Origin of the sequence: Lacticaseibacillus sharpeae JCM 1186 = DSM 20505, from assembly GCF_001436225.1 — a bacterium.
Lineage (GTDB): Bacteria > Bacillota > Bacilli > Lactobacillales > Lactobacillaceae > Lacticaseibacillus > Lacticaseibacillus sharpeae.
In genome coordinates, this window is the sequence record NZ_AYYO01000056.1 from 143042 (window position 1) to 168114 (window position 25073).

Genomic DNA, 25073 nt, shown 5'->3' on the forward strand with positions numbered 1-25073 from the left:
TATTCCTATTAGATGATTGGAGGATTCAATTATGTCAAAGAGTAAGAATTTTGTTCTGGGATTTGTTCTTGGTAGTGCCGCAGCAATCGCCACGACGTACCTGCTCACCCCACAGACCACTACGGAGCTGAAGCGCAAGTTGCGGGAAGGCAAGGACCAGATTTCGGACCGTGCCGCTGACTACTTCGAATACGCGAAGGACGCAACCGGCGACCTGCGCAACAGTGCCGAAGAATTCGTGACCGGCCTGAAGACGAAGATCGAAAAGCCAGAACCACTGGACCTTGACGATTACGATGCTGCCACCGCTGAAGTGCGTGCAGCCGTAACCGACGACGATGACGATGAAGAAGACGAAAACTTCGATGACATCGTGGTTGATGGCAAGAGTGCTTTTGCCCAGGCTAAGGAAGCTAGTGAAGCTGCAGCAGAAGATGCTGAAGCCGCAGCGGAAGACGAAGCGCCGGCAGAAGAAGCCGCAGACCCAGAGCCAGCAGCACCTGCTGCCGAACCAGAAGCAACTGAAGAATAATCAGCACTATCGGGGGCGGATGCAAATCCGGCCCCTTTTTTTGTCCCGCCAATTACGGGGACACTTTGGGCCGCCTGACTGGCATTATCGCGCCGTTTCGGGGATAATGGGCTGTGAACTAACACGACGGAGGATATTATACGCATGAGCAAGACCTTGTTTTTTGATTTTGATGGCACCATTGCGGATTCCGAACAGGGAATCGTCAATGGGATTAAGTACATGATTAACAAAGTTGGGGTCAGTGAACTGACTGACGCCCAGTACCGTGATTGGATTGGGCCCAGCCTCGCGTACAGTATCAACAAGTACTTCCCGGAGCTCGATGAGCGCGGCGTGCGGCACGCGATTCACATGTACCAGGAATACTACAACGCCCAGGGGATTTACGAACTCAAGGTGTACTCGGGCGTACCCGAAACTCTGGCGCAGCTGCAGGCGGCCGGTTACCAGCTGGCGGTCGCATCGTCCAAGCCCGAACACATGATTGAACGGATTGCGGCTCACTTCGAGCTTGGCGACTTGTTCAGCGGCCTGTACGGGGCCTCCAAGGACGAACGGACACGCGTGACCAAGACGGACGTGCTGGCATACGCCCTGCAAGAGATGCACGCGGACAAGCCGGAGAGTTTGATGATCGGCGACCGCTTCACCGATATCGAAGGTGGGCGGAACAACGCCATCAAGACGCTCGGGGTCACGTATGGCTTCGGGGATCTGGCAGAACTGCGCAAGGCCGGGGCGAGCGAGATTATCAACACACCGGCAGAACTATCCGGCGCGGCCAAGCGGATTTTGGCATAAAAAAAACGGCATTTGCCCGCAAAATGGGTAAATGCCGTTTTTGTGTCCGCGGACTAGTCGGTGAAGGTCTGCAGTTCCTTGGTGGTGTGGGTGAAAGGCTCGTTCCCATCAGCGGTGATGTGGACACAGTCTTCAATCCGGACACCGGCAAAGCCAGGAATGTAAATCCCGGGTTCGATGGAGAAGCACATGCCGGGTTCGAGGACGAGGTCGTTGCCTTCCATGATGGATGGGAATTCGTGGGTGCTGGTCCCAATCCCGTGGCCGAGACGGTGGTTGAAGTATTCACCGTAACCAGCCTTCTCAATAATGTCGCGCGCAATCTTGTCGAGCTGCGCGGCGGTCACACCGGGACGAGCGGCGTCCATTGCGGCCAGGTTAGCTTCGAGACAGACGCGGTGGATTTCCTTTTGCTTGTCGTCAATTGGGCCAAAGGCAACGGTCCGCGTGGAGTCACTGATGTAGCCCTTGTTGACGGTCCCAAGGTCAAAGAGGACCATCTGGCCGCTTTGAATCTTGTTCAGTTCAGGACCACCGTGGGGGTTAGCGGCGTTGGCACCAGCCTGGACGATGGTGTCGAAGCTCATCTGCATCACGCCGGACTTCATCATGGCGTATTCGATTTCGGCGACGACGGCCTGTTCGGTCACCCCGGTGTGCAGGGCGGCAAAGCCAGCAGCGAAAGCGCGGTCAGCGTCCCGGCCGGCCTGTTCGAGCAGCGCGATTTCATCCGGGGTCTTGATCAACTTCTTGACCTCGATGAACCGGCTCGCATCTTCAGGGAAGGTGGCGTTCGGGAAGTTCTGCATGGTGGCTTCGAAGCGGTAAACGGGCAGGTCGTCCTTTTCAATGCCCCAACGCAGTGGGTCGGCGATCCGCTCGCGGATGTGGCTTGCAATCAGCGCGAATGGGTCTTCGTGGTCGAGGTAGCCGTACACGTCGTAGGGCCAGCCGGAGCGCTTAACTTCCTGAATGGACAGTGCGGGGGTGAACAGGAATGGGTCCTTGTCGGGGAAGACAAAGAGGCCGGTAACACGTTCTTCGGGGTCCTGGAAGAAGCCGGAGAAGTAACTAATGTTGGTTGGGTTGCTAATGTAAGCAATGTCCAGGTTCTTGTCCTGAACCCACTTAATTAAGCCTTGTAGATGTTGGTTCACACTAATTCCTCCAATGGTGCGCCACTACATTTACGTCATGATGAAAGCGGTTTTCATAAGCTGCCACCAATCGCGCGCGTGCAGTGTGCGCTAGATGTGCGTCGTTCCAATGCGGTTCAACTTGCAACCAGTATACCACGCGGACGCAAGTAAAAGTTTCTGAAAAGCGCTCTGAAAAATTCATGCAATTATCAGTAAAACGCTTGCATTTGTGATGTTCTTCTGCTATCTTTGAAAAGAACACAAATCGTATTCGACTGAAAATAAGTTTAAATTTGAAAGGATTCTTTGTGCACTATGGAAAAGCAGACAATCACCATTTACGACGTTGCCCGTGAGGCGAACGTTTCAATGGCTACAGTTTCACGTGTTGTTAATGGTAACCCCAATGTGAAGCCAGCCACCCGTAAGAAGGTTTTGGAGGTAATTGACCGCCTTGATTACCGGCCAAACGCGGTCGCTCGTGGTCTTGCTTCTAAAAAGACGACCACTGTTGGGGTAATCATTCCTGACGTGACAAACATGTTCTTCTCCAGCCTGGCGCGGGGGATTGACGACGTGGCAACGATGTACAAGTACAACATCATCCTTGCTAACTCCGATGAGAACAACAAGAAGGAAGTTCAAGTTGTGAACAACCTGCTCGCTAAGCAAGTTGATGGCTTGATCTACATGGGCCACAACATTGGCGATAACATCCGCAACGAGTTCGCCCGCAGCAAGACGCCAATCGTGCTTGCCGGTTCTGTTGACCCTGAAGGCCAGCTCGGGAGCGTCAACATTGACTACATCGCCGCTGTTGAAGGGGCCACCAAGCAGTTAATCCAGAGCGGTAACGAACGCATCGCGCTGGTTACCGGCCCACTCAAGGACGCCATCAACGCCCAGTACCGCCTGAAGGGCTACAAGGAAGCACTCGACGACGCGGGCATTGCCTACGACGAAAGCCTCGTCTTCGAATCTGAATACAGCTACCAGGCAGGCCTGGCCATCTTCGCGGAACTGCAGAAGAGCAAGGCGACTGCCGCAATCGTTGCTGACGATGAAGTTGCCATCGGGATTCTGAACGCGGCGCACGACGCTGGCGTTTCCGTTCCGGATGACTTCGAAATCATCACGAGCAACAACACGAAGCTGACCGAAATGGCCCGGCCACGCATGACCTCCATTGACCAGCCGCTGTACGATATCGGTGCCGTTGCTATGCGCCTGCTCACCAAGATGATGAACAAGGAAGACATCGACGAGAAGACCATTCGTTTGGGCTTTGACCTGACCGAACGCGACTCAACCAAGTAATACCTGCAAAGACGCCGCTTTATGCGGCGTCTTTTTTGCTGAGCATTTGCTGCTAGTTTAGCCCAAAACAAAACCCGCAGTGACACAACCGAATCGTTGCGTCACTGCGGGTGATTTTTATTGCGCGGTGCTTGATGAACTAACGGCGGTCTCGGCCGTCGAACTGCTCGAGCTGCTGATTACGCTCGATGAGGAGCTCGAGGTCGAGCTGCCAGATGACGCGCTGCTGGAGGAGCTGGACGTTTGGGTCCCGTCCGTGCCCGTGGTGTCGCCATCGGTGGTGTCGTCGCTAGTCTTGAGCACGTCGTCCAGGGTTTGGTCGCCCTTAGTCTGCGTGCCGTAACCGTTGCTGGCGCCGCCCATGAAGTCCCAGAAGAGCTTGTAGTCTGCTGAGGTCCCGCCGACCCCGAACTGGCTGGTGAGACTGCCCGGGGTCCAGTCGTTGTACATGCTGGTGACCGTGTTGCCTGAGGTCTTGATGGTGCTGCCGTTGTAGCTAACACTACCGTTTGGCATCCCCGTCATGCTGTTGACGGCGACGCTCTTGACGGTTGCCGGCTTGGCCATCGACTCGTTGACCCGCATCCGGTTTGGAATCAGCTTGTAGATGGCATTCATCTGCTGCGCCCAGTAATGGATTTCGGTCCGGGTGGCACTAGAAGCCAGGTTGAACGAGTGCCGGTAGTTGTTGTCGTAACCCATCCAGGCACCCAGGCTGACCCCAGGGGTGCTCCCGATGAACCAGGAGTCACGTTCGTTGTTACTTTCACCAGTTTTACCCATCAGGTTCTTGGTGCTAAATGACAGGTAGCTGTTCAGGGACGCAGCGGTCCCGGAATCAACAACGGCGTTCATCATGTGCTTCATGATGTAGGAGGTTGCCTTAGATACAACGCGAGTGCGCTTTTGCTTGTGCTGGTAGACCACCTTGCCGGATGGATCGGTAATCTTGTCAATCATGTAGGTCGATGCGTGGACCCCGCCGTTAGCGTAGGTGGCAAAGGCGGAAGTCAGTTGGTTGACCGTCACCCCGTAGTCGGTCCCCCCAATCCCCAGACCAATCTGTGCGTAGTCATTGTTGGTCAGGGTGGTGATACCGATCTTCTTCATGTAGTCCTGAACGTTCATCCGCTGCCGGACCACGTTGTAGAGGTTCAGGGCGGTGATGTTATAGGACTTGGAGAGGGCGGTGGTTGCGGGCACGAACTTGTTTTGCACGGTGTCGCCGAAGTCCGTTGGTTTGTAGTCGCCGAACTTGGTGAGCGGAAAGTCGGCAATTACACTGTTCGAGCCGATGACCTTCTGCTCAATCCCGGGGCCGTAATCAAGAATTGGCTTGATGGCGGACCCTGGGGAACGGGAGGTCGTTGTGTGGTTGACTTCACCGTTGGTCCCACCGACGAAGCTCAGGATGGCCCCGGTATCGTTGTCGAGGAGCACCATCCCGTTTTGCGGGGATTCAGTGACGGTCTTGATTTCGCCCGTATTGGGGTCGGTCACGGTGTACGTGTGGTCAACCCCGAAGTTGGCTTTGTACTCGTTCATCACTTCCTGCATCTTCTTGTACACAGAACTAAGCAGGGTGCTGTGGATTTCGTAGCCCTTAGTCTTGAACAACGTCTCAGCGTCGGTCTTGTAGGCCGTCAGTTCCTTGCTGTCGAGCTTGGCGCCAGTGATGCCGTCCTGCTTAGCGAGCTGCTTGGCGAGGATGGTCACGGCCTGACTGAAGACGGCGTTGTAGGCGTAGTCTGTGGACTTGGTGTCAATCGTCGAGCCGGATGACTGTTTCAGGAAATCCTTCTTGATGTTGTAAGCCTTGGCCTGGGCGTATTCCTTCTTGGACAGGTAGCCAGCCCGGTACATCCGGAAGAGCACGGTCTTTTGCCGCTTAATCCCGACATCGAGCGTCTTGGCGAAAGCCCCGGTCTGCGTGTACGGTGTGTAACCGAACGGACTCTGGGGCAGGCCGGCGATGAAGGCGGCCTGTTCCACGTTGAGCTTGGCCGCGGTGGTACCGAACAGTCCTTCAGCAGCTTCTTCAACCCCGGCGATGTTCTGCCCGCGGTTGTTGCGGCCAAAGGTGGCGACGTTCAGGTAGGCGTTCAGGATGTCTTGTTTGCTCATGAACTTGTCCACGCGCATAGCCAGCACGATTTCTTTGGCCTTGCGCTTGAAGGTCGTTTCGCTGGACAGCAGCTGCATTTTAACCAGCTGCTGGGTGAGGGTGGACCCCCCGGTTTGACTCCCAATCCCGGTGACGCTCGAAATCACGGCGCGAATCAGGGACTTGGGCATGACCCCAGAGTGGTTGAAGAAATCCTCATCTTCAGTTGCCACCACGGCCTTTTGTAGCCATGGGGACACCTGATCGAGCTTGACCGTTGTCCGCACCAGGTCGCTTTTGACCGTGCCCAGCTTCACATCGTTGGCGTAGTAGAGCGTTGCCGCACTGTCTGCGCGCTTGATCGACTTGCGCATGGCGGCCTTAGCCGGAACCGGCGTGTTGTCGATAATCGACGCGAAGTAGCCAAGTCCGACCCCCAGGCCGAGGAACCCAGCGAGGATGATGCCGCAGATACCGGCAATCACGATGCCACGCAGCACCTGAATGCCGGTGTCAACGTAGAGCCACCAGTTGTCTTTGGTTAGTGGCGGCAGTTTGGGCCGCACCCCGTTTGGATTTGTCTTTGAATTGGTTGAATTATGCTTGCCTGAACCGCTGGCAAAAGCGCGGCGCAGGTTGTGCAGGAAATTGTTCACAGTAATACGTGCCACCTTTACGGGCTTTAGGGCACCACGCAGCTTTGCGGGTGCCCTAAAACTATTTTGCTAGACGAGCGATTGCATCAGCATAAATGGCTGCTGCACGCACAACGTCTTCAATCTTAATGTATTCATTTGGGAGGTGCATGATGTCTGGCGCGCCTGGCATCTGGGCACCAAAGGCAACCCCACGGTCAAGAATCCGGCCGTACGTCCCGCCCCCGATAATCATTTCGTGACCCTCCAGGCCGGTGTGCTCGGTGTAAACATCGAGTAGGGTCTGCACGAGTGGGTCACTTTCGGGCACGTAATGCGGTTCTTGGGCGTGGCCATCGATGGTCACGGTCACCAGGTCGTCGCCGATGGTGCTTTCAATCTGGTCGCGAATCTGGTCAGCCGTCGTGCCTTGTGGGTAGCGAATGTTGATGAGCACGGTCTGCTTACCGTCCTGGCTGAAGTTGAAGATGTCCGGGCTGGCGGTTAATTCACCCATCTTGCGGTCCGCGTAGTTGATGCCGAGGAGCTTCCCGGTGGTGTCGCGGTGCATGTAGGCGGTAATCGTGTTCAGGTAAGCCATTGCTGCTGGGTCGAGGTCCAGGCTACTGTTAATGAGGAAAGCAGCCAGGTAGGTACCAGCGTTGACCCCGATGGCTGGCGTGGAGGCGTGGGCCCCCTGGCCAACCAGCGTGATGGATACGCCGCGGTCAGTTGGCGTCAGTTCGGCCGTCACGTCGTTAGTCATGGCGAAGGTCTGCACCTGGTCGGCAAAATCTGCGGGGATGGTGCCTGCCAATGTCGCCGTGGCGCTCACGGGCACCATGTTGGGCCGGATGCCGGCAGAAAAGCTGGTCAGCGTGGTTGCGGCCTGTTTTGGGGCCACGCGTTTTTGGCTGACGAGGAAGCTGGCAATCCCTTTTTCCCCATTAATAATTGGAAATTCGGCGTCGGGAGAGAAGCCGAAGTCGGGCGTTGGTTCGCTCGCCAGGTAGCGGTCCATGCCGTACCATTCGGATTCTTCATCGGAGCCGAGAATCATGTGCACCTGCTTGTTCAGTGGTACGTTCAGGTCGCGGAGAATCTTCAGGGCGTAGTAAGCCGCAATGACAGGGCCCTTGTCGTCGGCCGTCCCGCGTCCGTACATCTTGCCGTCCTTGATCTCAGGCTTGAATGGGTCGGTGGTCCAACCTTCGCCGGCAGGAACCACGTCGACGTGGCCGAGTACCCCGAGAATTTCGTTGCCGGAGCCAAGTTCGATGCGGCCCGCGACGTTCTCGACGTTCTTAGTGGTGAAGCCGTCGCGCTGAGCCATTGCCAGTGCGTGCTTGATGGCCTGCGCCGGGCCGGGGCCCAGAGGTGCGTCTGTGGTTGCGTTGTCGGTGTCGCGTTCGGAGTCAATTGCGACCAGCGCTTTGAGGTCCGCAATCATTGCATCCTCGTAATTGGCAGCAGCGGTTTTGAAATCGTAGTCCATATTTGTCCCTCTTTCCTTGATGGCACGTGAAAATATCAATGCTTTTAGAATAACATATTGGTAGGAACATGCGGGGGCTTCAGGGCCGATAATACATTAAATCTTGTTTACCTTTCACCCATGTGCACGCATACATCAGAAAATGCGGTGTAACCTGATGGTAGATTCGCACATTTGGTGGCCGGGAAAAGCTACAATATCACCCGGCGCTCTGCTATGATAAAGAACGAACGGGCGCTAGTTTGCGCCCTCAAATGCAGACATGTTTCGGCAAATAATGGTGACGAAAAAAGGAGCAGCGATATGACACTCGTAGTTATCGGTAGTATCAACCTTGACCAACTTTTCAGCGTGAACCACGCACCCAAACCCGGTGAAACGCTCATCGCGGATGATTTGATTGAAGCAAACGGCGGGAAGGGCGCTAACCAAGCCGTTGCGGCCGCCCGCAATGGCCTGGATGTGCGCTTCGTCGGCCGTGTCGGGAACGACGGTGCCGGCGCCGGTTTGCGCCAGGGCCTGGTGGACGCGGGCGTGAACACTGAGCACCTGATTACCGACGAGAATGCCCCAACCGGCCGCGCCGTGATTTTCGTTGAACCATCCGGCCAGAACCGCATTGTGGTGGCTAGTGGTGCCAACGCTGAGGTTAAACTCGCAGACGTGCAGCCACTGCTCGATGGCCTTGGGGCTGGCGACATGTTGCTGTCAACTTTCGAATCCCCACTGGATACAGTGACGGCGGCCTTCGAAGCAGCCAAAAAGCGTGGGGTGACCACCGTGCTGAACCCGGCACCTGCCCGCCGTAGTGTACCGGACTCTTTGATTAAGGCGACCGACATCATCATCCCGAACGAAGGGGAAGCAACGGCGTTGACCGGCATTGATACCGTGGACGCGGCGTCGACCGCCGAGAGTGCGGCGGCACTGTGCCGCCGGGGTGCGGGTCAAGTCATCATTACCCTGGCCGAAAACGGGAGCTACTACGCGAACGCGAACGGGGACGAATTCGCCACCCCTGCATTCAACGTGCAGGCGGTGGACACAACTGGGGCTGGCGACACGTTCATCGGCGGCTTTTTGGCCCAGATTGCGGTGGGCAAGCCGATTGAAGACGCCATCGTGTACGCCACCGCTGCATCCGGACTGGCAGTCTCCCGTCCTGGGGGCCAGCCAGCCATTCCAACGACGGCCGAAGTTGAGGCAATGTTGAAGGAGGAACTCTAGTTGGCAGAGTACCAAACGCTAGATTTGATTCAAGAAATTACCCGCAATGATGGCACCCGGTATTTTGAACTGGGCAACATCTACATGAACGGGATTGCGGAACGTTGTGCCCTGGACGGCTACATCAAGATGGTGCGCATCGTCCAGCTGAACATTCCGCATGGGACTTCAGTGCGGATTTACGAACAGTATATTAATGAGACATACACTTTCCCCGACCTGCATCCTGATCATTGGGAAGAATGGGCCAAGCCGGAGGGCAAAGTCAAAGACGCATACGACGAAATCCTGCGCGCTAACCACGTTGGGTAGGCGTGAAAGGATTGGTGTTTGTGCACAAGGCAAACAAAAAATATATAAGCATTATCGTTGGTAGTCTGCTGATACTAGCCGCCGTGATTTTTGGTTTGCGGCATGACGCGGGGCTGTACAGCACACCCGTTGCCCAGGTGACGGCAATCACGAAGACCACCAGCACGGCGGAAACCGACTCGTTCAATAACCACGACCGGCGCATCGTGCAACATGTGCGCGTGCGGTTGCTGAACACCAAGCGTCGGGGACAGACCGTGGTGCTGCGTAACACCTACGTCAAATCGCAGGCGCTGGACTTTCCGCTCCGCAGCGGCCAACAGGTATTCCTGACCCACAGCAAGGACGGTTATCAGCTCAATGACACCAAGCGCGACACGCTGCTGGGCGGGTTGCTGGTGGTCACGGTGCTTTTGCTCATCATCTTCGCGGGCAAGCACGCACTGGTGACCTTGATTTCGATTACGCTGAACGCGGCTATCTTCTTTTGGGGTGTCCACCACGAATTGGCGTTGCAGGGCAAGGGCCCCTGGCTTTTGGTCGGCGGCCTCGCGCTGGTGTTCACCGTGCTCACGGTGCTCTTCGTTATTGGTGTGCGCCCCGTTGCGGTCTGTATCGCACTGTCAACCGTGCTGGCCACCGCGCTGTCGGTTGCACTCGGCTATGGCATCATGACCGGCACGGGGTATCACGGCATCCACTTGGAAACCGTGAAGTACGTGACGCAACAGCCGCAACTAATCTTCTTCTTCCAGATTGTGATTGGTTCGCTGGGGGCGGTCCTGGATGAAACCAGCGACATCTCCGTGGCGATTTTTCAGCTACCGGCCAGCCGCAAAGAACGGTTTATGGCGGGGATGGCGATTGGGCGCTCCGTCATGGGCCCGCTGATCGCGGTGCTGTTCATGATCTTCATGGCGGATACGTTCGTGGAAACCATCTTGTGGCTGCGCAATAACAACACCATCGCGTACACGGTCTCGTGGGTGATGGGCTTGGGCTTCACGCAATCGCTCATCTCCGCGTTCGGGATAGTGCTAGCGGTGCCGCTGACTAGTGGCCTCGCCGCACTGCTGCCGGGAAGGGGGCAAGAGGCATGAACTCAATGTTTGCGTTAATCTTGACCTTGGCGGTACTCATGCTCCTGGTGGGTGGCCGGCGCGGACTGCGGAGTTTTTCCGCGCTCATGGTCAACGCCATCGTCTTGCTGCTGAGTGTCATCCTGATGGCGGGCGGGTTTAACCCCGTGACCGTCGGCGTGGTCGCATCGATTATCATTTTGGCCGCCACCATTTTCCTCAGTTCCGCGGATGTCCGCGTTGCTGGGCCGGCGTTCGTCGCGTCGCTCATCGTGATGGCCATCCTGGTATTCGTGGTGGTCGGCGTGATTAGTCGCAGCTACACCGCGGGCTTTGGCGCTGAGGACGGCGAAGAGCTTGAGGGCATGAGCACCGCGCTGGGCGTGTCGTTCCCCGATATCGCCGTGGCCGCGGGGCTGATTAGTACGCTCGGGGCGGTTGCTGAAGCCGCGATTGCGGTGGCGGCGGGCATTAACGAGCTCGACGTGGTCCGCGACTGGCGCGGCATCGTCCAGATGGGGCGGGAAATCATCGGCACGGCGATTAACACGCTGTTCTTTGGTTTCTTCGGCGGTTTTGCGGGCCTGTTCATCTGGTTCGCGCAGCTGAAGTACCCGTTGTGGATGATTGTGAACAACAAAATTTTCGTTGGTGAATTGCTCGATGTGCTGTTTTCGGTCATCGCGGTGATTTTGACGGTGCCAGTCACCAGTTGGGTGGTTCGGCGCCGGGCACTGGCGGGGAAAACCAAGTGAAGTTAAACTAAGGACCAATTTATTCATGAATTTTTTTATTGCTGATACACATTTTTTCCACGCCGACTTGCTCGGCTGGAATGACTTCGCCCCGCGGCTGTTTGCCAGCACGGCGGCGATGAATCAGGCCATGATTGACGCGTGGAATGCTCGCGTGGATGCTAACGACGTCGTGTACCACCTCGGCGACATCGCGATGAATCCCGAAAACGTGCCGGATGATGCGGACGTGCTGGCGATTCTGGCGCAGCTGCATGGACGTATTGTGTTCATTAAGGGAAACCACGATTACCGTAGCTTATTCAAGTACTTGCACGCGCACGACCCCAAGTTAAATGGGCAGGATAAGTTCAGTTTTCACGACGTTGGTGCGATCATCAAGGAGAACCACAAGCAGATTTTCATGACGCACTACCCGCTCATGATGGGCATCGTGCACCAGACGTTGAATCTGCATGGCCACATCCACCACAGCTCTGTGCATACGGCCACGAACATCAACGTGGGCGTGGATGCGCCCGAGCGTGACTTTGTGCCGGACTTGCCATGGGGGTCGCCGCTCAATATGCGCGACATTGAAACCATCGCCCGCGGCAAGGCGGACGTGCTGGCGAAGAGTAAATAGTGCGTAATCGGGCAAACTAGTTTAAACTGAAATAGTTTGCAACTACAGGGACGGGAGGAATCCGCATGCACCAAGACGATGACAAAGAAACGGCACCGGTTGAACCGCGCGCCCACGTGGCGCAGGTGACACCCACGCTGATTACCATCAACAGTCGCCGGTACCAGGTGGCCGTGAACCATAAGGACGCCGTGGATACAACGCGGATTGGCGAACGCTACGACGAAATCCTGGGCAAATACGATTTTATCGTTGGCGACTGGGGCTACGAACAGTTGCGGCTCAAGGGCTTCTACGCGGACACCAACCACCAGGCCGACCCGGACCAGCGGATTGGGCACGTGCAGGATTACTTGCTCGAATTCTGTAACTTCGGCTGTGCGTACTTCATTTTGGAGCGCATCGACGCGCCTGAGAAGCCCGTGGTGGTGCGCAAACCGCGCCGACCGCGCACCCGGCAGCCCAACCCGGTTGACGAGTCGCGCTACGGCCGGGACCGTACTGACCGGCGGCACAAAGACGAAGCGCCGCGCCGCAAGCACACGCCCCGGAGCGGCAAGCCCTACGCGGAAAAGCGCGGCGCCACCAGCCGGCCGGAGCGTGGACGTAATGAGCAGGTCCACACAGCCGGTAAGGGGCACGGACGCCATTTTACCGTGCGCAAAACTGATTAAAGGATAGGAATTTTTATTTTGACGAAATACAAAGGCTACATGATTGATTTGGACGGCACCATCTACCGTGGCAACGAGCGGATTCCGGAAGCAAAGGACTTCGTTGAACGCTTGCAGGCGGCACAGATTCCGTTCTTGTTCTTAACCAACAACACCACGCGGACGCCACAAATGGTCGTTGACTTCTTAGCAGAAAAGCACGACATCCACGTGACGACTGACGAGATTTACACTCCATCCATGGCCACGGCGAACTACATCAGCCGCGAAAATGGCGGGGATCCAAGCAACAAGTCCGTCTACATCATCGGCGAAATCGGGCTGAAGAAGGCCATCTTGAACACCGGAATTCAGCTGAACGATTACGACCCTGATTACGTGGTGGTCGGGCTTGATTACGACGTGACCTACCACAAGTTCGAACTCGCGACCCTGGCCATCAAGCGTGGGGCCATGTTCATCGGGACCAACGAAGACACCAACCTGCCAAACGAACGCGGTCAGGTGCCTGGTGCCGGGTCCGTTATCGCCCTGGTTGAACGCTCCACCCAGCAGCAGGCCTTCTACATCGGCAAGCCGCGCCGGCCAATCATGGACGCCGCGCTGGACGTCATGGGCCTCGACGCCAAGGATTGCGTCATGGTTGGGGACAACTACAACACGGACATCAAGGCGGGGATTAACTCCGGGATTGACCAGCTGCTCGTTTACACCGGCATTTCGACGCCAGCGCAGGTCGCGGGCCAGGCTATTCAGCCAACCCACGTCGTGAACAGTCTGGCTGAGTGGGAAGTATGATGCGGCGTGCCGGCCATGTGCTGGCATTCTGGCTCTTCCTCATCAGCGCCAGCATTTTCCTTGTGACGTTGCTCTCGCTGATTTTCTTCCCCATCGCCGTGCAGGTCGAACACCTCACCAAGATTGCGGGGATGGGGGCAGGCAAGCTGTACCACAACTACCTGCAACTGATGCTGTACCTGTACAACCCGTTCTCCGGGGATGTGGTGCACCTCAATAACTTCATCGTCAGCACTTCGGGGGCTCGGCACTTTGCCGATGTCCGTAACCTGTTCGTGTTCGATATTGCAGTGATGCTGGTGACCGCGTGGCCGACCTTGCGCTATTTGCGGCAGCTGACCGTTCGCCGGGAGCGGTACGAACTGGTGGGTCAGGCCCGCGGCGGGGTGCTGTTCTCCGTCGCCATGGTCGCCATCATGGCCATGAACTTCGATGCGTTCTTCATCGGCTTCCACAAGCTGCTCTTCCGGAACAACGACTGGCTGTTCGATCCGCGCACGGACCCAATCATCAACGTGTTGCCGGAGAACTTCTTTGCCGTGTGCTTCGTGCTGGGATTTGCCATTTTCCTCAGCGTTTTGGGTTGGCTGATTTACACGGGCAAAAAGGACGCAAAATTAAACTAACCATGGAACCGCACTTCTGCCAGGAAGGGCGGTTTTTTGCGCGCCAGACACAAAAAAAGCGTCCGGCAGTTGCCGAACGCATAGTCAATAGTTAAGCTTTAGTTTTCTTGAGTGAGCCCTTGATGGCGGTGAATGCGATTGGAATCAGCGACACCAGGATGATGCCGAGCACGATGGCGGAGAAGTGGGCCTTCACGAAGGCGGTGTTCCCGAACCAGTAACCGGCGATGCAGCAGAGCGCAACCCAGGAGACGGCGCCCAGCAAGTTGTAAGGTAAGAACCGCTTGTAGGTCATTGTGGAGCCCCCGGCAACGAACGGGATGAACGTGCGGATGATGGGCATGAACCGCGCGAGGGTGATGACGATGTCCCCCATGCGGTCGAACAACCCTTCCGCTTCGTGCAGCTTCTCCTCATTGATGTACTTGCCGAAGAACGAGCTCTTCGTGGCCGCCTTTCCGAGCTTCTTCGCGATATGGAAGTTCAGTGAATCCCCTGCGAGGCAGGCAATCAGGAACAGCGCGGCGAAGAGCCAAATGTTCAGGTGGTAAACCTCGTTGGCCGCCAGCGCACTGGCCGCGAATAACAAGGAGTCCCCGGGGAGAAAAGGCAGGATGACCGCGCCGGTTTCGATGAAGATGATGGCGAACAAGATGATGTAGGTCCAGCCGCCAAATGTTTGCACGATGTTCACCAGGTGGTCGTCAACGTGCAACACGAAATCAATTAATGTGGACATATGTATCCTCCAAAGTAGTGTACGTTGCCTAGTATACCTAAGTTTGCGGGCCTTAGCAGTAGCATTAGTGCAAATATTCATTAAAAATCGGTAACATTGCTGAAAATGTCGCGGGTTCAAAAAAACCAGGACGAGGCGCCCTGGTTCAGTTGACCGATTTATTTGTGGTCCTGAATCATGCTGCTGGAATGTAGTGGCGCCCGCCGCTGTGGGTACAGTTCCTTCATGATGCTGTCGACGGCTGTGGGGGCCTCACCGAAGCCACTGGCAATCAGCTTGAGCTTGCCGGGGTAGGTGACCGCGTCGCCGATTGCGTACACGTGGGGGCGGCTGGTGGCGAATTCGCGGCTGACCTGGACCTGGTTGTGCTCCAGATCGATGTGCCAAGCCCGCAATTGCTTGTTGTCGCTGGCAAAACCGTAGCTGACCAGCAGGTAGTCGGCGTGCAGATGCTCGTGTTCCTCGCCGCGCACGGGGCGCAAATCAAGGTCCAGCTGGCTACCGTCTTGGTGGAGTTCCGCAATCAACTTAGGTGTGTGCAACTCGACATGACTTTGCTGCAGCGCGGTGACGCTGCTTTCTAGTCCGCGGAACTGGTCGCGCCGGTGAATCAAATCCACGTGGGCGGCAATTGGCTCCAGTGCGAGGGCCCAGTCGATGGCCGAGTCGCCGCCGCCCGCGATGGCAACGTGTGCACCGCGGAGCTGCTCCAGGTCGGTGATGGTGTACAGCACGCGCTTGCCGTCCAGCGCGTGGTCGTACGGTGCCGCTAGCGGCCGGGGCGCGAACGCACCGGCACCAGTCGCCAAGATTACGGCGCGGGCGTAGATATGCTCGCTGCCGGCAGTCAGGTCCAGGTACTCATCCGCCTGTTCGATGCTGGTCACCTTGGTGTTCAACTTGATGGTGGGGTCAAAGCGCGCCATCTGCTGGGCCAGGGTTACCCCGAGGTCCTGGCCGGAGATTTCTGGCATTCCGGCGATGTCATAAATTTTCTTTTGTGGGTACAGCGCGGTCGGTTGCCCGCCAACCTGTGCTGTGCCTTCGATGAGCACGACGTCCGCGGACCGCAGCCCGGCATAGAACGTCGCGAACATGCCGACGGGTCCGGCACCAATGACGGCGATATCGTAAATGTGCACGAATATCCACATCCTTTCTTATTAATCCATAGTTTACACGAATTTACCGGTTGCGGGAAAGGCAATTTAGCGTAACTCAAAGTGACAGCGCGTGAATATTCGCGGCGAAAATGGCGGAGACGGTGCAAGCAGCGCGATAATCGGTTATGATAGAAGACAGTTTATAAATATTGGGAGGCAAACATGACTTATCCACAGCTTGACCTGGCAAACCACCAGGGACCAACAGTGACACTGAACACCAACCACGGCGACATCGTGATTGCGCTGTTCCCAGACGTTGCACCGAAGACCGTTGCGAACTTCGTCGGTCTGACGAAGAAGGGCTACTACGACGGCATTATCTTCCACCGCGTGATTCCTGACTTCATGATTCAGGGTGGCGACCCAACCGGTACCGGGATGGGCGGCGAGAGCATCTACGGCGACAGCTTCGAAGATGAATTCAGCAACCAGGCATTCAACTTGCGTGGGGCCCTCTCCATGGCTAACGCTGGTCCGAACACCAACGGCAGTCAGTTCTTCATCGTGCAGAACAAGAACATCAACAACGGGTTCCTCCAGCAGATGGACGCAGCTGGTTACCCAGCCGAAATCATTGAAGCCTACAAGCAGGGGGGCACGCCATGGCTTGACCACCGGCACACCGTCTTTGGCCAGGTAATGACCGGTATGGACGTGGTCGACGAAATCGCCGGCGTGAAGACACTGCCTGGCGACAAGCCTGCAGAAGACGTCACCATTATTTCTGCAACCGTAACTGAATAAATTATCGCTGAGGCCGGAGTAATCCGGCCTTTTTTGGTCCCTGATGCGCGGCATTGTGCGTGAATATGCAGCAGGTGCCTTTTTTTAACTGCGACCAACTGTTATAATTTTGAGGAAGTCTAATGGAATGAAGTGTCAGTATGAATTATCGCATCGGTGATATCGTGACTGGCAAGGTTACCGGAATTCAGCCGTACGGGGCGTTTGTTGCCCTGGACGACGAGGAACAAGGTCTGATTCACATCTCTGAGTGTCAGCAAGGTTACGTGGCGTCACTCAATGATGTATTCCAGGTTGGGCAGGCAGTCCAGGTTATTATTCTGGACATTGACGAATATACGCACAAGATTAGTTTATCCATTCGGGCGCTGCAGGATCGCCCAGTATCTGGGCGCAGACGCCGCAAGCATTTTTGGACGAACAGAAAGGCCCACAGTGGGTTTAAGCCGATTGCGGACAATCTGGCCGGCTGGATTTCTGATTTCCAAGCCTACGACGAACATAATCATTAACGAAGAACACCACCCGCATTTGGCGGGTGGTGTTCTTTGGTTAGCGGCGGGGGACAAAAAAACACCCCGCAAATGCGAGGTGTTATCCGTGTATATCGATGCCAGCTGCAGGAGTCGAACCTGTGACCCTCGGTTTACGATACCGATGCTCTACCAACTGAGCTAAGCTGGCATATTGATGACCCGTACGGGATTCGGACCCATGTTACCGCCGTGAAAGGGCGGTGTCTTAACCACTTGACCAACGGGCCATGTCATCAACAACAAGATATACTATACTAAGATTGTGGAAGTCTGTCTACCCCTTTTTACAGAAAAAGTGACGAAATTTTGGTATTTGTGAAAAATATTCTGCAATTTGGCCGCGAGATTGCCGGTAACTGGGCATTCTGCGGCCGAATTAAGTCGAGCATTTATGCCACAAGTGTGCCTTTTCTTTCAGAAACGGGGCGGGGAACCCGTACTGGTGCGGGCGAAAATATTTATTGCGCTTTTCGTCACAAAATTCTTGACGGGGCAGGCAATTCCGTTGTATTATTTTTCTCGTGCTAAGAATACTTATTCCGGTTTAGCTCAGTTGGTAGAGCACCTGACTGTTAATCAGGTTGTCGTCAGTTCGAGTCTGACAACCGGAGTTCTGAAGCGTCGCGTGGAGCAATCCGGCGGCGCTTTTTTTGTGCAAAAAGTCGCGGGTCCATCACAACTGATGGGCCCGCGACTTTTTAATATTTACACGGAGAAGATGGACTGCTGATCAATGCGCAACTTCTTGCATAAGCGGCCGGCGTTAACGGCGGCGGGCAGTTCAGAAATCCACTGCATTCCTTCTAAGTGGTACTTGGTCATCAATGCCTCCGTATCATCGCAGTGGTGCTGATAGATCAGGAAGCTCCCGGGCACAGAATCGGGGCCGATTGCGCTTTGCGGCTTGATGTCGATCAGGCCCCAGAACCAGTTGGACATGACGTCGTGTTCTAGTGGGGTGAACTCATCAGACATGTACACGGTGGTGCGCCAGCCCTGCATCATCAGCATCCCCAGGTGCTTGTGGGCGTACTGGACGAGCATGGCCACGTTCCTGGATGAGAGCTTGTTTAGCAGCTCGGTGGGCAGCACTTCGCTGACAAGGGCGGTCAGTTGCGCCGATTCCGGCGCGTAGTTCTCGAGCTTGATGAACCCGCCGTCAAAGAACGGGACGACGCCAAAAATATTCATGAATACCGCAATGGACGCAATGCGGAAGTAGATGCGGGCAATCTTGGGTTCAATGGCATCACCGCGTTTGATTGGCCGCAGCATTTTGGGCATTTTCGGGGCACCGATGCCGACTTGTTGCATGAACTTCTTGTGGCCGGCGGCGGAGAGGTATTGCACCTGGTACGGCATGTAGCACACCAGATAATCTAGCTGCTTGATTGCGTGGTGCAGCTGGCTGACGGTGCCGCTCCACAGTCCGGTTGACTGGACGGCTTGCGAAATTGGGTCCAGTTCCGCGTGCGGGTGCACCAGCGCGTGTTCACGGCCGATTTGGTCCTGATTGTTGAGCACGTTGGGCAGGTTGCGCAGCCGCACAATCCAGATACTGATGATAATCCGCCGGTCGGCCTGGACGGCATGGTCTTGTTGCAACAAATCGCTCTTTTCATAGAAGGAAGCAATTTGCTCCAGAACCGTTAACTCCGCGGGGGTCATCTTTTGCGGGATACTGATTTCGGTTGTTTTAAAGAATGAGTACTGAATGCTTTCTGTGACCGGCTCGGAGACAGACAGGGTGAGCTTGCCGCCGTCGAACCAAATATTATGCCGCTCCAGTTCGCTGATATAGGGGGCGATGCGGCGCTTCAGGGTGATGACGCTAATGTGCTGGGCCTTAGCGAAATCCGCCATCGAGGGCACGTCGTGGGTAAAGCCTTGGTCAATCAGCTGCCCAGTGACACTCGAACTATAGAGGAAACGCCGGTAGTCATTGATGGTCAGGGGCGTCAGTTCATCCAGCTCGCGTTTGGTGGCATCCGGGCATAACGATTTAACGTCCGTGCGCAGCTCTTTGTACAGACGCAAGGCCGTGGAGTAGGGAATGCGGCGTTCCAGCGCGTATTCACGCGCAGACGTAGGCATTTCGCGGAGAAAGACAAACAAGTCGAGTTTGCGCCGATCATTGTCGGTCAATAATGTGTCAGCAATACGCATGCTTTTGCCTCCTTGCCGTTGTCCTCATAATACGGGGTTCGGCCAACTACCTAATTTATAAATAATTTTAGCGTGCAAATCAAGCTTTAAACGACGCTTGTTCGGCGCTTGTGAACAAATAAATTCCGGATATGCATATTATGACACAGTGTCGTATAAATAGTAAGCGCAACCACACCTGAACTGGCGGAATTTATAGATTTTTTACTACAAAACACGCGTGTTTGTGTCACTTGAACGAATTTGTGTAAATGAGATAAATTTCAGTATTACGCCACACTTACGCAATTTAAATGCAAAACTCAGGTCAGAAAACCCCAAAACCGCGCTAATCAAAATGCCGAATTGTGACACAATGTCTCATTTTGATTTGTGTCACGGCCATTTTAAGATTAAAATATGTTCTTATTACGAAACAATTTATAAATTTACGCTTTTCGAAAGGAAGTTTCTCCGTGAATAAAGATTCCGACCACGCATTCTTTGGTCAACCCCGTGGGCTAGCAACGCTGGCGTTCACCGAATTCTGGGAACGATTCAGTTACTACGGGATGAAGGCCATCCTGCTTTACTACATGTACTTCGCTGTGACCAAGGGCGGTTTGGGCATGGACAAGGCGACCGCCATGTCTGTGACTGCCATCTACGGTTCACTGGTTTACCTCAGCTCAATCCTCGGTGGGTTCGCCGCTGACCGACTCTGGGGTGGCCACAAGACCGTGTTCATTGGTGGGATTTTCATCATGTTCGGCCACATTTTCCTCGCGCTGCCATTCGGCGAAATGGCGCTGTTCGCTTCAATCGCACTGATTGTTATCGGGACCGGGCTGCTTAAGCCCAACATTTCCGAAATGGTCGGGGGCCTCTACAGCGAAGAAGACACGCGGCGGGACAGTGGGTTCTCCATGCTGGTCATGGGGATTAACCTCGGGAGCTTCATCGCACCGCTGATCGTTGGCTGGCTCGGACAGAAGGTTAACTTCCACCTTGGGTTCTCCCTCGCTGCCATCGGGATGGCTATCGGGCTCTTCTTTTTCGTCGTTGACGGGAACAAGTACCTGAACAAGGACGACTTTGCTGCGCCGGATCCACTGCAGGCTGACGAAGTGAAGGCCCTGGTTATCAAGGTCGTTGCGGCAATCGTCGTCGTCGCTGCCATCTTCGGCATCATGGGCGTTACCGGCAACTTCAACCTGACCAACGTCATCAACTTCATCACTCTGATTGCCATCATCGTGCCAATCGCGTACTTCGTGATGTTCCTGACCAGTAAGAAGGTCACCAAGGTTGAACGCAGCCGTGTTTGGGCCTACATTCCACTGTTCATCGCGGCCGTAATCTTCTGGGCGATTGAAGAACAAGGTTCCGTTGTGCTGGCGATGTTCGCGCAGACGCAGACGAACCTGAACTTCCTTGGCTTCACCATTCCGGCTAGTTGGTTCCAGAGTTTGAACCCACTGTTCATCGTGCTCTACACGCCATTCTTCGCTTGGCTCTGGATGCACCTGGGCAAGAAGCAGCCAAGCAGCCCGAAGAAATTCACGCTTGGCCTCGTCTTCGCCGGTCTCAGCTTCATCGTTATGATGTTGCCAGTCGGCATGCACGGCACGCACAGCCTGGTGTCACCACTGTGGCTGGTGCTCTCATGGGCCATCGTTGAAATTGCGGAATTGCTGATCTCTCCAGTCGGCCTCTCCGTGACAACGAAGCTCGCACCACGCGCATTCCGTTCCCAGATGATGAGTATGTGGTTCCTCGCTGACGCCGCTGCTCAGGCAATTAATGCGCAGGTCGTTAAACTCTACACGCCTGCCAACGAATTCTGGTTCTTCGGCCTGGTTGGGGGCGCAACCGTCCTCCTCGCCGTTGTCCTCCTGTTCGTCACCCCACGGATTGAAAAGCTTATGGCTGGGGTTAACTAAATCGATTTACCGCTGACCGCAAACGCCCGGCACTCCTTTCTTGGAGCGTCCGGGCGTTTTTGGTCGTAGGCGTGGTACAATACGCGCAGGAAGGTGGTGCCGTGATGCGGATTGCGGTTAGTTCCGATAACCATTTAGATATTAATCGCGTTGACGTGGATGCGGCGGCGCACGCCATGGCGGCTGAATTGCGCACCCGACAGATTGATTATTACGTGAATACCGGCGACACGTTCAACGATATGCGCAAGACGCGGGCGTTTTATGCCCAGTTGCAAGAACTGGTCGGTCCGGCAACGCAGGTACGCTACTTGGCCGGCAACCACGACATGATTCGTGGGACGAATTATGCGGAACTGGAGGGGCTGGCCGACCCGCTATATCAGCACAATCGGGCGGAAAACTTGCCGGGCACAGACTGGACGCTGGTGGGCAATAACGGCTGGTATGATTACTCGTTTGCACCAGCGGCTGCTGAGCTGACACCGGAAGCGCTGTGGCACTGGAAGAAGGCCTACTGGATTGACGGCGTGATTGAACAGCCGCTGACTGATCCGGAGCGCATGGACGTGGTGCTGCAGCAGGTCGCAGCGGCGTTGCGGGCGGCTGCCGGGCGCCGGGTGCTCTTTGCCACACACTTTGTCCCGCGGGCGAAGTTCCTGAATCCGCGGATGCTGCACGATGACGTGGGCGCCAAGGCCGCCGCGATGCTGGGTAGTGCGCGGCTCGGGGTGCTATTACAGCAAAACACGGTTGCTTATGCGGCGTTTGGCCACCTGCACCACCGGGATGCGCCGCGCGTGCTGGATGGCACCGAGTATTTGCACACGCCCGTGGGCTACGGTACCGCACGCCGGCACGAGTGGAATTCAAGCGACTTCATGACCGAGTGGCGGGCCACGCTGCAGGTGGTAGATTTGCAATAGTGTGCTTTTTTGCCTGAAAGTACTTGCCTTTTGCGCGAATTTTCGATAAGATTATTTTCGTTCACAAGACATGGAGGATTAGCGAAGAGGCTAAACGCGACGGACTGTAAATCCGTTCCTTCGGGTTCCTAGGTTCGAATCCTAGATCCTCCATCAGACGGCACCGCAGATTGTTGAATCTGTGGTGTTTTTTTGTTCAACCTAATATAGAAGAAATGCTTGTATTTTGGCTTTCAAAAGCAGTGTGCACTCTATCAAACCCTTGCCAATAATTGCCGCCGACCTCGGTCTCCGCGCCCCCGCCCAGTTTGATCAGCGCCAAAACGCATGCTAATACGCAACCGCCAGTCGGATAACTCCCGTCTGGCGGTTTTTGTTTTGAATAAACTGCTTTTATGCTATACCAGTTTCGGCTTTTTTTGGATTGACATCAGTAATGTTATTGACTACGATTATTACAGTAATCTAGGCTTGAACACGGTTAACTGTTTTATAATGCCTAGCAAATCAAAGCATACCAATTTACTAAAATCCGGATATTACAATTAAAATTATGGCTGGAACCGCGTTGACGGCGTTCAGTCATTCAATGGAGGTAACCCCAATGCGTATCGGTTTTATCGGCGTCGGCAACATGGCGCGCGCCATTATTGATGGCCTGCTGGCAAACAAGACTGTTGCCGGCAGCGACCTGTACCTGCACAGTGGGCACATCGAACACTACGGTGACTACGCTCAGACCATTGGCGCGCACGTCATGAACGACAATGCGGCTGTGGTGGCGAACAGCGATATTGTGGTGCTGGCGGTTAAGCCCAAGATTTACGGGCGCGTGCTGGATGTGCTGCAGCCCGCATTTGCGGAGCACAAGGTTGTGCTGGCATCCATTGTCAGCGGCGTCAGTCTGGCTGAACTTAGTCAGCACGTGCCGGCCGGCCAGCCAATCGTGCGCTTGCTACCGAACCTGAACGTCAAGATTGGTGCGGGGATGACCGCGTACGCCATTAACGACGCGGCTGAAGACGACGCACAGACAGTGCTCGGCTTGTTCGATGCTATCGGCAAGACGATGGAGCTGAACGAAGATGACTTCTCCACCTTCGTTGCGCTCGCCGGGTCCGCCCCCGCATTCGCGTACCTGTTCATCGATGCGATGGCCCGTGCCGGCGTGAAGCACGGCATCAGCAAGGCCGATGCCGTCCGCATTGCCGCGCAGACGGTTGCCGGTAGTGCCGAGATGGTGCTGGCGGGCACCACTTCGCCGAGCGACCTCATCGACCAGGTCTGCAGCCCGAACGGCTCCACGATTCGCGGCTACCTGACGATGGAGGACAAGGGCTTTAGCTCCAGCGTGGTTGCCGGGCTCGACGCCACGATTGCGCGGGAGAACGGCGGCGATTAAGCGTTCTGTGAATGGTTGCGGTCCCCAAAGTTATTTTTGTTGCGAAAAATTGGTCTAAACCAATTGCTATTTGGTCTATACCGATATACAATAATTGTAAACCCGGAGATACCGGGACGACCGTATTGGACGCAAGATTAAGGAGTGGACATTTTGACCGTTACTGTATTGACGCACGCTGTGATTTACACCGGTAAGGAAAAGATTGACGAAGGATACATCCGGTTCGACGACAAGATTCTTGCCGTTGGCCCCATGGCTGACTACCGTCCCCAGCCCGGCGAACAGATCAAGAACCTGCGCGGCTTGCTGGTAATTCCTGGCTTCATCGACGTGCACGCACACGGTGGTTACGGCTTCGACGCCATGGACGGCGATGCTGACCAGATTGACCAGATGGCAACCGCAATGATGGAACACGAAGGGGTGACCACCCTGTTCGCCACCACCATGACCCAGTCAGTTGCAAACATTGACCAGGCAATGCGCGGGGTTGCTGCCGCCGCTGACCGCAACCCAATCATCAAGGGTGTGCACCTCGAAGGCCCATTCATCGCCCAGGACTTCAAGGGTGCTCAGCCTGAACAGTACATCCACGTGCCAGACGCTAACCTCGTTAAGCAGTGGAACGAGCTGTCCGGCGGCCGCGTTAAGCTGATCACGTACGCACCAGAAAAGCCAGGCGCACGTGAATTCGAAGATGCTTTGATTGAGATGGGCATCACGCCTTCCGCTGGTCACAGTAACGCAACGCGGGCCGACATGCTCGAAAGCAAGGCAACCCACGTGACCCACTTGTACAACGCTCAGCGCGAATTCAAGCACCGCGAACCTGGTGTTACCGGCCACGCAATGCTCGAGCCCCAGATTTACGCTGAACTCATCGCCGATGGTTTCCACATCGTACCTGACATGCTGAAGCTCGCCTTCCGCGTTAAGGGTGCTAAGCGGATTGACCTGGTCACCGACTCCATGCGCAGTAAGGGGATGCCAGAAGGCGAATCCGAACTGGGCGGCCAGAAGGTTTACGTTAAGGACAAGCAGGCGCGACTGGCTGACGGCACGCTCGCCGGTTCCGTGCTGATGTACAAGGACGCCTTCAAGAACGCGGTTAACTTCATGGGTGCCAGTGTTGCTGACGCCGTGCAGATGAGTGCCGTTAACCAGTCCGAGGAATTCAACCTTGCTTCCAAGGGGACCCTCGAAGTTGGTAAGGATGCCGACATCAACATCATGGACCAGGAACTTGATTTGCAGGCGACCTACAGTTACGGTGCATTCCACGCAACTAAGGACTAACTGATACTGCACGCAGTCAGCACAACTATGACGACAATTGGTTTTTCGGGA

The 25073-nt window shown here is 55.5% G+C and carries 23 protein-coding genes and 4 tRNA genes; 19 read left to right on the forward strand and 8 right to left on the reverse strand.

Annotated features, from left to right (window positions below; all coding sequences use genetic code 11):
* The first annotated feature begins 31 nt into the window (after positions 1–31).
* Both FC18_RS11465 and FC18_RS11470 read left to right on the forward strand, forming a co-directional pair.
* Positions 32–532 (forward strand): YtxH domain-containing protein, encoded by a 501-nt coding sequence (locus FC18_RS11465; protein WP_054675771.1) that lies wholly within the window; start codon positions 32–34, stop codon positions 530–532.
* A gap of 144 nt (positions 533–676) precedes the next feature.
* Positions 677–1336, forward strand: coding sequence for an HAD hydrolase-like protein (locus FC18_RS11470; RefSeq protein ID WP_054675774.1), 660 nt, complete (start codon positions 677–679; stop codon positions 1334–1336).
* 53 nt (positions 1337–1389) lie between these two features.
* Here the strand turns inward: FC18_RS11470 and FC18_RS11475 are convergent, their stop codons facing one another.
* On the reverse strand, positions 1390–2493 hold the full coding sequence (locus FC18_RS11475; protein ID WP_054675777.1) for a M24 family metallopeptidase: 1104 nt from the start codon (positions 2491–2493) through the stop codon (positions 1390–1392).
* Between the two features lie 297 nt (positions 2494–2790).
* On the opposite strand from FC18_RS11475, the gene ccpA reads away from it, so the two are divergent.
* Entirely contained in the window at positions 2791–3792 is a 1002-nt protein-coding gene (ccpA, locus tag FC18_RS11480; protein WP_054675780.1) for a catabolite control protein A, read from the forward strand.
* Positions 3793–3909: 117 nt separating this feature from the next.
* Here ccpA and FC18_RS11485 read toward each other — a convergent pair whose 3' ends face one another.
* Positions 3910–6552 carry a transglycosylase domain-containing protein gene (locus FC18_RS11485; protein WP_054675783.1) on the reverse strand — a complete coding sequence of 881 codons (2643 nt, stop codon included), beginning with the start codon at positions 6550–6552 and terminating at the stop codon, positions 3910–3912.
* A gap of 61 nt (positions 6553–6613) precedes the next feature.
* The gene (gene pepV / locus FC18_RS11490) at positions 6614–8026 is read right to left on the reverse strand and encodes a dipeptidase PepV (protein ID WP_056976357.1); all 1413 of its coding nucleotides are present in this window, start codon (positions 8024–8026) and stop codon (positions 6614–6616) included.
* A gap of 303 nt (positions 8027–8329) precedes the next feature.
* On the opposite strand from pepV, the gene rbsK reads away from it, so the two are divergent.
* The 8 genes from rbsK to FC18_RS11530 all read left to right on the forward strand — a co-directional run bounded on the left by rbsK (position 8330) and on the right by FC18_RS11530 (position 14122).
* Positions 8330–9253, forward strand: a complete 924-nt coding sequence (gene rbsK / locus FC18_RS11495) for a ribokinase (protein WP_054675786.1) — start codon at positions 8330–8332, stop codon at positions 9251–9253.
* Positions 9254–9565, forward strand: a complete 312-nt coding sequence (locus FC18_RS11500) for a hypothetical protein (RefSeq protein WP_054675788.1) — start codon at positions 9254–9256, stop codon at positions 9563–9565. It abuts the gene before it with no gap.
* A 20-nt stretch (positions 9566–9585) separates the two neighbouring features.
* Positions 9586–10665 (forward strand): YibE/F family protein, encoded by a 1080-nt coding sequence (locus tag FC18_RS11505; RefSeq protein ID WP_225353597.1) that lies wholly within the window; start codon positions 9586–9588, stop codon positions 10663–10665.
* On the forward strand, positions 10662–11399 hold the full coding sequence (locus FC18_RS11510; RefSeq protein WP_054675791.1) for a YibE/F family protein: 738 nt from the start codon (positions 10662–10664) through the stop codon (positions 11397–11399). Before FC18_RS11505 ends, FC18_RS11510 begins: the two co-directional genes overlap by 4 nt.
* 25 nt (positions 11400–11424) lie before the next feature.
* The gene (locus FC18_RS11515; RefSeq protein WP_056976359.1) at positions 11425–12024 is read left to right on the forward strand and encodes a metallophosphoesterase; all 600 of its coding nucleotides are present in this window, start codon (positions 11425–11427) and stop codon (positions 12022–12024) included.
* Between the two features lie 65 nt (positions 12025–12089).
* Entirely contained in the window at positions 12090–12698 is a 609-nt protein-coding gene (locus FC18_RS11520) for a YutD family protein (protein ID WP_056976361.1), read from the forward strand.
* Positions 12699–12737: 39 nt separating this feature from the next.
* Entirely contained in the window at positions 12738–13496 is a 759-nt protein-coding gene (locus tag FC18_RS11525) for a TIGR01457 family HAD-type hydrolase (RefSeq protein WP_054675955.1), read from the forward strand.
* The gene (locus FC18_RS11530) at positions 13493–14122 is read left to right on the forward strand and encodes a TIGR01906 family membrane protein (protein WP_225353598.1); all 630 of its coding nucleotides are present in this window, start codon (positions 13493–13495) and stop codon (positions 14120–14122) included. The genes FC18_RS11525 and FC18_RS11530 overlap by 4 nt, the downstream gene beginning before the upstream one ends.
* Positions 14123–14213: 91 nt before the next feature.
* Here the strand turns inward: FC18_RS11530 and FC18_RS11535 are convergent, their stop codons facing one another.
* A complete protein-coding gene (locus FC18_RS11535) occupies positions 14214–14861 on the reverse strand; it encodes a VTT domain-containing protein (protein WP_054675802.1) in 648 nt (215 codons plus the stop codon).
* A 158-nt stretch (positions 14862–15019) separates the two neighbouring features.
* The gene (locus FC18_RS11540) at positions 15020–16003 is read right to left on the reverse strand and encodes an NAD(P)/FAD-dependent oxidoreductase (protein WP_225353599.1); all 984 of its coding nucleotides are present in this window, start codon (positions 16001–16003) and stop codon (positions 15020–15022) included.
* A 183-nt stretch (positions 16004–16186) separates the two neighbouring features.
* On the opposite strand from FC18_RS11540, the gene FC18_RS11545 reads away from it, so the two are divergent.
* Together FC18_RS11545 and FC18_RS11550 are read left to right on the forward strand one after the other, a co-directional pair.
* Positions 16187–16771, forward strand: coding sequence for a peptidylprolyl isomerase (locus tag FC18_RS11545; protein WP_054675806.1), 585 nt, complete (start codon positions 16187–16189; stop codon positions 16769–16771).
* A 140-nt stretch (positions 16772–16911) separates the two neighbouring features.
* A complete protein-coding gene (locus FC18_RS11550) occupies positions 16912–17283 on the forward strand; it encodes a CvfD/Ygs/GSP13 family RNA-binding post-transcriptional regulator (protein ID WP_054675809.1) in 372 nt (123 codons plus the stop codon).
* 99 nt (positions 17284–17382) lie between these two features.
* On the opposite strand, the gene FC18_RS11555 is transcribed toward FC18_RS11550, so the two are convergent.
* Positions 17383–17455: transfer RNA gene (locus tag FC18_RS11555), tRNA-Thr, on the reverse strand.
* 7 nt (positions 17456–17462) lie between these two features.
* Positions 17463–17534, reverse strand: a tRNA-Glu gene (locus FC18_RS11560).
* Positions 17535–17845: 311 nt separating this feature from the next.
* On the opposite strand from FC18_RS11560, the gene FC18_RS11565 reads away from it, so the two are divergent.
* Positions 17846–17918, forward strand: a tRNA-Asn gene (locus tag FC18_RS11565).
* Between the two features lie 94 nt (positions 17919–18012).
* On the opposite strand, the gene FC18_RS11570 is transcribed toward FC18_RS11565, so the two are convergent.
* Positions 18013–19473 carry a hypothetical protein gene (locus tag FC18_RS11570; protein ID WP_056976362.1) on the reverse strand — a complete coding sequence of 487 codons (1461 nt, stop codon included), beginning with the start codon at positions 19471–19473 and terminating at the stop codon, positions 18013–18015.
* 455 nt (positions 19474–19928) lie between these two features.
* On the opposite strand from FC18_RS11570, the gene FC18_RS11575 reads away from it, so the two are divergent.
* The 5 genes from FC18_RS11575 to nagA all read left to right on the forward strand — a co-directional run bounded on the left by FC18_RS11575 (position 19929) and on the right by nagA (position 25022).
* Positions 19929–21395 carry a peptide MFS transporter gene (locus FC18_RS11575; RefSeq protein ID WP_056976363.1) on the forward strand — a complete coding sequence of 489 codons (1467 nt, stop codon included), beginning with the start codon at positions 19929–19931 and terminating at the stop codon, positions 21393–21395.
* Between the two features lie 104 nt (positions 21396–21499).
* Positions 21500–22321 carry a metallophosphoesterase gene (locus FC18_RS11580; protein ID WP_082403771.1) on the forward strand — a complete coding sequence of 274 codons (822 nt, stop codon included), beginning with the start codon at positions 21500–21502 and terminating at the stop codon, positions 22319–22321.
* Between the two features lie 72 nt (positions 22322–22393).
* Positions 22394–22474: transfer RNA gene (locus tag FC18_RS11585), tRNA-Tyr, on the forward strand.
* Positions 22475–22925: 451 nt separating this feature from the next.
* Complete coding sequence (gene proC / locus FC18_RS11590) at positions 22926–23723, forward strand: pyrroline-5-carboxylate reductase (protein WP_054675824.1); 798 nt, start codon at positions 22926–22928, stop codon at positions 23721–23723.
* A 153-nt stretch (positions 23724–23876) separates the two neighbouring features.
* Positions 23877–25022: an N-acetylglucosamine-6-phosphate deacetylase gene (gene nagA / locus FC18_RS11595; RefSeq protein WP_054675957.1), complete on the forward strand. Its 1146-nt coding sequence runs from the start codon at positions 23877–23879 to the stop codon at positions 25020–25022.
* Positions 25023–25073 lie beyond the last annotated feature (51 nt).

Coding starts and splice junctions, on each gene's coding strand:
- FC18_RS11465 (WP_054675771.1), top strand. CDS start 32: ATGTCAAAGAGTAAGAATTTTGTTCTGGGATTTGTTCTTGGTAGTGCC.
- FC18_RS11470 (WP_054675774.1), top strand. CDS start 677: ATGAGCAAGACCTTGTTTTTTGATTTTGATGGCACCATTGCGGATTCC.
- ccpA (WP_054675780.1), top strand. CDS start 2,791: ATGGAAAAGCAGACAATCACCATTTACGACGTTGCCCGTGAGGCGAAC.
- pepV (WP_056976357.1), bottom strand. CDS start 8,026: ATGGACTACGATTTCAAAACCGCTGCTGCCAATTACGAGGATGCAATG.
- rbsK (WP_054675786.1), top strand. CDS start 8,330: ATGACACTCGTAGTTATCGGTAGTATCAACCTTGACCAACTTTTCAGC.
- FC18_RS11510 (WP_054675791.1), top strand. CDS start 10,662: ATGAACTCAATGTTTGCGTTAATCTTGACCTTGGCGGTACTCATGCTC.
- FC18_RS11515 (WP_056976359.1), top strand. CDS start 11,425: ATGAATTTTTTTATTGCTGATACACATTTTTTCCACGCCGACTTGCTC.
- FC18_RS11520 (WP_056976361.1), top strand. CDS start 12,090: ATGCACCAAGACGATGACAAAGAAACGGCACCGGTTGAACCGCGCGCC.
- FC18_RS11525 (WP_054675955.1), top strand. CDS start 12,738: ATGATTGATTTGGACGGCACCATCTACCGTGGCAACGAGCGGATTCCG.
- FC18_RS11530 (WP_225353598.1), top strand. CDS start 13,493: ATGATGCGGCGTGCCGGCCATGTGCTGGCATTCTGGCTCTTCCTCATC.
- FC18_RS11535 (WP_054675802.1), bottom strand. CDS start 14,861: ATGTCCACATTAATTGATTTCGTGTTGCACGTTGACGACCACCTGGTG.
- FC18_RS11545 (WP_054675806.1), top strand. CDS start 16,187: ATGACTTATCCACAGCTTGACCTGGCAAACCACCAGGGACCAACAGTG.
- FC18_RS11550 (WP_054675809.1), top strand. CDS start 16,912: ATGAATTATCGCATCGGTGATATCGTGACTGGCAAGGTTACCGGAATT.
- FC18_RS11570 (WP_056976362.1), bottom strand. CDS start 19,473: ATGCGTATTGCTGACACATTATTGACCGACAATGATCGGCGCAAACTC.
- FC18_RS11580 (WP_082403771.1), top strand. CDS start 21,500: ATGCGGATTGCGGTTAGTTCCGATAACCATTTAGATATTAATCGCGTT.
- proC (WP_054675824.1), top strand. CDS start 22,926: ATGCGTATCGGTTTTATCGGCGTCGGCAACATGGCGCGCGCCATTATT.